A 6,435-nucleotide genomic window follows, 5' to 3' on the forward strand; every position below is an offset into this window, starting at 1 on the left:
TAAACTATACCTTAAGATGCTACAATATCTTTAATCAAACTATTTGGAGGTCGTTTTATGACTCGTGATTTAAAATTTGAAACCTTACAATTGCATGCTGGGCAAGTAGTTGATCCAGCAACTAAGTCTCGTGCAGTGCCGATTTATCAAACAACATCCTTTGTTTTTGATGACACGCAGGAAGGTGCCGATTTGTTTGCCTTGAGAAAACCAGGGAACATTTATACTCGTATCACAAACCCTACAACAGCTGCCTTCGAAGAAAGAATTGCTGCCCTTGAAGGTGGTGTTGGAGCTCTTGCAACCGCATCAGGTATGGCCGCAGTGACTTATACGATTTTGGCACTTGCCCACGCTGGTGACCATGTAGTAGCAGCCTCAACTATTTACGGTGGAACCTTCAATCTCTTGAAGGAAACCCTTCCTCGTTATGGTATCACAACAACCTTTGTGGATGTGGATAATTTAGAGGAAGTGGAAGCAGCGATCAAAGACAATACCAAGCTTGTATTGATTGAAACCTTGGGCAACCCCTTGATTAACATTCCAGACTTGGAAAAACTGGCAGAGATTGCTCATAAACATCAGATTCCTCTTGTTTCTGACAATACTTTTGCTACACCTTATTTGATTAACGTCTTTTCTCACGGTGTTGATATTGTCATTCACTCTGCGACTAAGTTTATTGGTGGGCATGGTACGACTATTGGTGGAGTGATTGTCGATAGCGGGCGTTTTGACTGGGCGGCTTCAGGAAAATTCCCTCAATTTGTTGAGGAAGACCCAAGCTACCACAATTTAAGCTATACTCGTGATGTGGGTGCAGCAGCCTTTATTATCGCTGTCCGTGTTCAATTGCTTCGTGATACAGGTGCAGCCTTGTCACCATTTAATGCTTTCCTCTTGCTCCAAGGACTTGAAACTCTTTCACTTCGGGTGGAACGCCATGTGCAAAATGCAGAGAAAATTGTTGATTTTCTTGTCAACCATCCTAAGGTAGAAAAAGTCAACTATCCAAAACTTGCTGATAGTCCTTACCATACTTTGGCTGAAAAATACTTGCCAAAAGGTGTCGGTTCAATCTTTACCTTCCATGTCAAAGGTGGAGAGGCAGAAGCCCGCAAGGTAATTGATCATTTAGAAATTTTCTCTGACCTAGCAAACGTTGCAGATGCCAAGTCTCTTGTTGTCCATCCAGCAACAACCACTCACGGTCAATTGTCAGAAAAAGACCTAGAAGCAGCAGGTGTCACACCAAACCAAATTCGTTTGTCAATCGGTCTTGAAAATGTAGAAGATTTGATTGAAGACTTGCGCTTGGCCTTGGAAAAAATTTAAAGTAAAAGAAGATAAACAGTGGGTTTCGACTCGCTGTTTTTGATTTTCCTTCAGGCATGATATAATGGTTACAGAAGTCTAGAAAGAGGAATGATATGAACGAAATTAAATGTCCCAACTGTGGGGAAGTCTTTACAGTAAATGAAAGTCAGTATGCCGAACTTTTATCCCAAGTGAGAACGGCTGAGTTTGATAAGGAACTACACGATCGCATGAAGCAGGAACTGGCTTTGGCTGAGCAAAAGGCCATGAATGAACAACAGTCTAAACTAGCTCAAAAAGACCAAGAAATTGCTCAATTGCAGAGTCAAATCCAAAACTTTGATACAGAAAAAGAATTGGCCAAGAAAGAGGTTGAACAGACAAGCAATCAGGCCTTATTGGCTAAGGATAAGGAAGTACAGTCCTTGGAAAACCAATTGGCGACCTTACGTTTAGAGCATGAAAATCAACTACAGAAGACCCTCTCCGACCTAGAAAAAGAACGAGACCAGGTTAAAAATCAGCTTCTCTTGCAAGAAAAAGAAAACGAGCTTTCTCTTGCTTCTGTTAAGCAAAACTATGAAGCACAGCTCAAAGCAGCCAGTGAACAAGTCGAATTTTATAAGAATTTCAAGGCACAGCAGTCTACAAAAGCTATCGGGGAAAGTTTGGAACAGTATGCAGAGAGTGAGTTTAACAAGGTCCGTAGTTTTGCCTTTCCAAATGCTTACTTTGAGAAGGATAACAAGGTCTCTGCGCGTGGGTCTAAGGGGGACTTTATCTTCCGCGAGAGTGATGAAAATGGTGTTGAAATTATTTCCATCATGTTTGAGATGAAAAATGAAGCAGATGGAACAGAGAAGAAGCACAAGAATGCAGATTTTTACAAGGAATTGGACAAGGACCGTCGTGAAAAGAACTGTGAATATGCGGTTTTGGTGACTATGCTTGAGGCCGATAATGACTACTTTAACACAGGGATTGTTGACGTTAGTCACGAGTATGAAAAGATGTATGTGGTTCGTCCTCAATTCTTTATTCAGTTGATTGGGCTCCTGCGTAATGCGGCTCTTAATTCACTAAAATACAAGCAAGAGCTGGCCTTGGTTCGGGAGCAAAATATCGACATTACGAATTTTGAGGAAGACTTGGATGCCTTTAAGTTAGCTTTTGCCAAGAACTATAATTCAGCTTCGACCAACTTTGGTAAAGCAATCGATGAAATTGATAAGGCTATCAAACGCATGGAAGAGGTTAAGAAGTTCCTAACCACATCCGAAAACCAACTCCGTCTAGCTAACAACAAGTTGGAAGATGTCTCTGTTAAAAAATTGACCCGGAAAAATCCAACCATGAGAGCGAAGTTTGAAGCGCTGAAGGGGGAGTAGTATTACCTTAAAAACAGGAGTTCCTATGAAAAAAACTTTGAAATTATCGGATGTCTATATTGCTTATTTGCCATTAGTTGTGTTTCTTCTTAATCTCCTATATGGTCTTTTAAATATTTAAGGGGTAGGTGACTCAGACTCAAGATATAGTTTATTATTTGGTGTTTTTGGCCTTGTTCCAACAGTCTTAGGCTACGGAATTAGCTTTTTAGCCAATCTTATTGTAGGTATAACTTATGTGATAAAGGCAAAAAATCGAACGAAATGTCTGATTGCATTCCTATTGATTGGCAATATTTTTTTAGCAATTTTTCTGATGTTTGTGCTAAGATTTAAAATGATCGTTTCCTTTGACTTTATAAAAGATATTGACCTTTGGAGTTTCATTTTTTCATTATTTTTATTTCCGTATTTAGATTGGATTTATCAAAAGGTTGAGTACAATCAAAAAGTGAGTAGATTTGTAGTCATTATAGTATTAGCGGGAACTCTTTCTCCATTTCTAGGCAGTGAAATTCAAACTTACTTGAGAAATAATGCCAAAGTACAACAATTACAAGAGTTTTATCATTCTAGGGATTTGAACTACGAATTAACACTTAAGTCTTCATACTATGATAGTAATATTTCCGATGTAGGTGTCTTTGATGTTTTCGATAAGGGAGTTACCATAAAAGTGGGTGCTAAGTACACGCGTCAAAAATTGAAATATGTTACTTTCATTGATCAAGACTACGGCCTAAAGGAATTTATAAAAAATGCTGTTTCAAGTGATGAAGCTCAAATAGTTCTAAAAGATTTTAGGTCAGTAGTAGAAGATGCTATTAAAAAGAAAGGTTATGATTTATCTGTATTTGATGCTGAAGATCAACCATTAGCTAGCCCAGGTTTTCAAATATCACGTTCATTTAGAGTCACTTCTTTTATTAAAGAAAAAGCAGTTCAAAATCAAAACTCATCTAGTCCAGAAAAACAAGCATTTGGAGGATATGCAGCAATTTCTCTTAAAGACTATATGAAAGAGGGAGCCCTTCGTTTATGTTTAACACTTAGTGAACGTGACAAATTGAAGTTAGATGACATTGATTTTTCAGGACTCTCCGATGGACACTACATGATCAATAATGAATATTTTATAGTGAACAACGGAATGTATACAATAGTTGAAGATGAAGGTGATTTTGAAAATTTTTTACAGAGAGAATCTAGTAAACAATTTTATTTGGAGGATTTTTATAAAATTGAAAAGCTTAATTAAATTATTAGCAAATAAAGATGTAAAATTTCTTTATAATATTTGTATTCGATTATCTACATATTTATTAGTTGTTGCAGTTTATATAGCAATTTTGGGTTTGTTTTTATTGTTTAAACAGAATATTATTGCAGTACGTTATCTGTTATTTTTGTCGGTATTATTTATAGTTATTGGCATCTTTTTAAATTTATTGACATGGAAAGTTCTTCTATATTGGAAGGTGGTTTTGATTGATTTTAAGAAATATCAATTTTTCTTTGAATACAATGTTAGTCATTCCAATAAGTTTAATAAGAAATTTAATGAAGTAAGTTTTGAATTAATCACAGGAGAATTATCTTACCTCAGAGGAGATTTTTTATTATCACTTAGTCAATATTCAAATATCAATCTTTCTAATATTTCTAAAAAAAATAGAAAAATATTTGAATTGAAGAAATTATATTATAATTTTCTATCTTCTATCCATATTCAAGATGAGCAAAATATTGCTTTCTTTGAGGAACAATTGTCCAAGGCGCCAGATTCGAAAGATGGTAAGGCTAAACTCGTTGCTAAAGCTCAAGCCATAAAAGATATTGTGTTCAATAAAGAAGCGAACGACTACTTCGACACCACTGAACCTGAAAATAAGCTAGCTCGAATCATATTTTCTTATTATGGCGCTCTTAATGCTCAGCTAAAAGGAGATGAAGCTCGTGCTCGTAGTTTGTTTGAAAGTATCGTCCATGAAAATCCAGAACTCTTTTGTGTACAGGAAGCGAAGAAATATTTAGGAAGTAATAATGTTTCCTAGTACCTTTCGTTTAAATTAAGTAAAAGAGAGTAACCAGGTCAAACAAGACTACGCAACAGTTAAAACGACTAATGAGATGGGAGTGAGGAAGGTGGATTATCTCACCCAAATTTTAAATACAACAGGTGAGGTAGTTAGTGGTGCTTTTAATTGGGTTGTAGAGCATCCAGTTGAAACGATTGGACTTTCTATTGTAACAGTTGGGACGATTCTTGCTTTTTCTACTGGGGTTGGTGAGGTAGCAACTGCTGTGGTTACATTATTTGTAGGAATTACTGCGTTATTTAATAGCTAGTTATGGAGTGTTATATGAAAAGGACTATAGAAATTATTAGAACATGGTCAGCTGATAAAATTGAATTAATTTTTCTTAAAATTATATTTAAATATTTGCTGTATTTTTTAGTGTTTTCAACAGTAATGTTTTATGTTTATATTTTTAACCATTCATCGACCATTTACACAAAGGTATTAACAGTATTTCTTGTCCTTCTTATATTGTTTATTCTTCTATCTAAATTATTACTAGATAGGGCTTTAATTGAAATTTTATTTGAGGATATCAATTTAACAAAGTATCAGAATATAGTTGCTAGAGCTGATGTAAATTCTTTAAATAGAAATGTTCAGATTCTTCCAAAATATTTGGCAAATGCAAGAGTATCTTTTTATAGAGGACACTTCCAAGATAGTTTAGAATTGCTGAATAAAATGAAAAATAGTAATCTAAAAAAATCCAAAAATCTCTACTATTTATTTCATATCAAGTATTATAGCATCCTAAACTTGGTTCATTTGAATGATTGTTTAGAATTCCAAGAATTAATGGTAGAAATAGAAGAACTAACAAGTAATGTTCAATCGCAATTTTTAAAATATCAGAAAGAAATTTTGAGTTTAAAGGCTATTGTTGATATCTATTGCAATAAAAAATCAAACGACTACTTCGACACCACCAAACCAGAAAATAAGTTAGCTCGAATCATGTTCTCTTATTACGGAGCTCTCAATGCCCAGCTAAAAGGAAATGGAGCTCGTGCTCGTAGTTTGTTTGAAAGTATCGCTCATGAAAATCCAGAACTTTTTTATGTTCAGGAAGCGAAAAAATATTTAGAATCAGTGAAATGAGAGTAATATATGAAATTAGTTAAAAAAATAGTAAGTAGGGCGACAGAAAACACTCTTCTACAACTTGATAGGGTTATTCTAATTTGCGTATTTTTAGTCTTAGTTGTTGATGCGATGGCAGTATTCTTAGTATTTCAAAGCAATTTGGAAATATTGGGACTCATATTATTAGTTATTGACTTTTTTGCTCTTGTCTTTGTATTTTATTTAAGATTTGTATCTAGCAAAGTTGTTTATCTAATGTTAAATGATGCTATTAATATTAAACTCTATGAAGACATGTTTAGGGTTCAATCTGAGAAATCGATTAAGATTTATAGGGCAACGTATCAAGAATATTTTCAATTTATTCAGGGACAAGTGGCTTATCTAAAAGGAGATTTTCAATCAGCCAAGGAAAATATGTCCAAATATGATTTGAAAAAAATTTGGGGTAGATTAAGAAACTATACATTTTTAATATCAAGCTTTGAACTATTAAAAGTTTCTCTTCATCTTCAAGATGCGCAAGATATTGCTTTCTTTGAGGAACAATTGTCCAAGGC

General features: G+C 34.8%; 7 protein-coding genes. All 7 read left to right on the forward strand.

Annotation, left to right across the window (positions count from 1 at the left end):
• The first annotated feature begins 57 nt into the window (after positions 1-57).
• On the forward strand, positions 58-1,338 hold the full coding sequence (locus HMPREF2628_RS05880; protein ID WP_004260699.1) for an O-acetylhomoserine aminocarboxypropyltransferase/cysteine synthase family protein: 1,281 nt from the start codon (positions 58-60) through the stop codon (positions 1,336-1,338).
• A 95-nt stretch (positions 1,339-1,433) separates the two neighbouring features.
• Entirely contained in the window at positions 1,434-2,708 is a 1,275-nt protein-coding gene (locus HMPREF2628_RS05885; RefSeq protein WP_070842611.1) for a DUF2130 domain-containing protein, read from the forward strand.
• Between the two features lie 238 nt (positions 2,709-2,946).
• Positions 2,947-3,966, forward strand: a complete 1,020-nt coding sequence (locus HMPREF2628_RS05890; RefSeq protein ID WP_257375288.1) for a glutamyl-tRNA amidotransferase — start codon at positions 2,947-2,949, stop codon at positions 3,964-3,966.
• A complete protein-coding gene (locus HMPREF2628_RS05895; protein WP_049493482.1) occupies positions 3,950-4,762 on the forward strand; it encodes a hypothetical protein in 813 nt (270 codons plus the stop codon). Before HMPREF2628_RS05890 ends, HMPREF2628_RS05895 begins: the two co-directional genes overlap by 17 nt.
• A gap of 91 nt (positions 4,763-4,853) precedes the next feature.
• Positions 4,854-5,057: a hypothetical protein gene (locus HMPREF2628_RS05900; protein WP_070842612.1), complete on the forward strand. Its 204-nt coding sequence runs from the start codon at positions 4,854-4,856 to the stop codon at positions 5,055-5,057.
• 14 nt (positions 5,058-5,071) lie between these two features.
• On the forward strand, positions 5,072-5,890 hold the full coding sequence (locus HMPREF2628_RS05905) for a hypothetical protein (protein WP_070842613.1): 819 nt from the start codon (positions 5,072-5,074) through the stop codon (positions 5,888-5,890).
• A gap of 9 nt (positions 5,891-5,899) precedes the next feature.
• The coding region (locus HMPREF2628_RS05910) for a hypothetical protein (protein ID WP_070842627.1) at positions 5,900-6,435 on the forward strand (536 nt) is incomplete at its 3' end.

Source organism: Streptococcus sp. HMSC063B03 (assembly GCF_001836965.1).
GTDB lineage: Bacteria > Bacillota > Bacilli > Lactobacillales > Streptococcaceae > Streptococcus > Streptococcus pneumoniae_F.

What these genes read in the sequence shown, in the direction of transcription:
- HMPREF2628_RS05885 (WP_070842611.1), top strand. Translation starts at nt 1,434, where the DNA reads ATGAACGAAATTAAATGTCCCAACTGTGGGGAAGTCTTTACAGTAAAT.
- HMPREF2628_RS05905 (WP_070842613.1), top strand. Translation starts at nt 5,072, where the DNA reads ATGAAAAGGACTATAGAAATTATTAGAACATGGTCAGCTGATAAAATT.
- HMPREF2628_RS05880 (WP_004260699.1), top strand. Translation starts at nt 58, where the DNA reads ATGACTCGTGATTTAAAATTTGAAACCTTACAATTGCATGCTGGGCAA.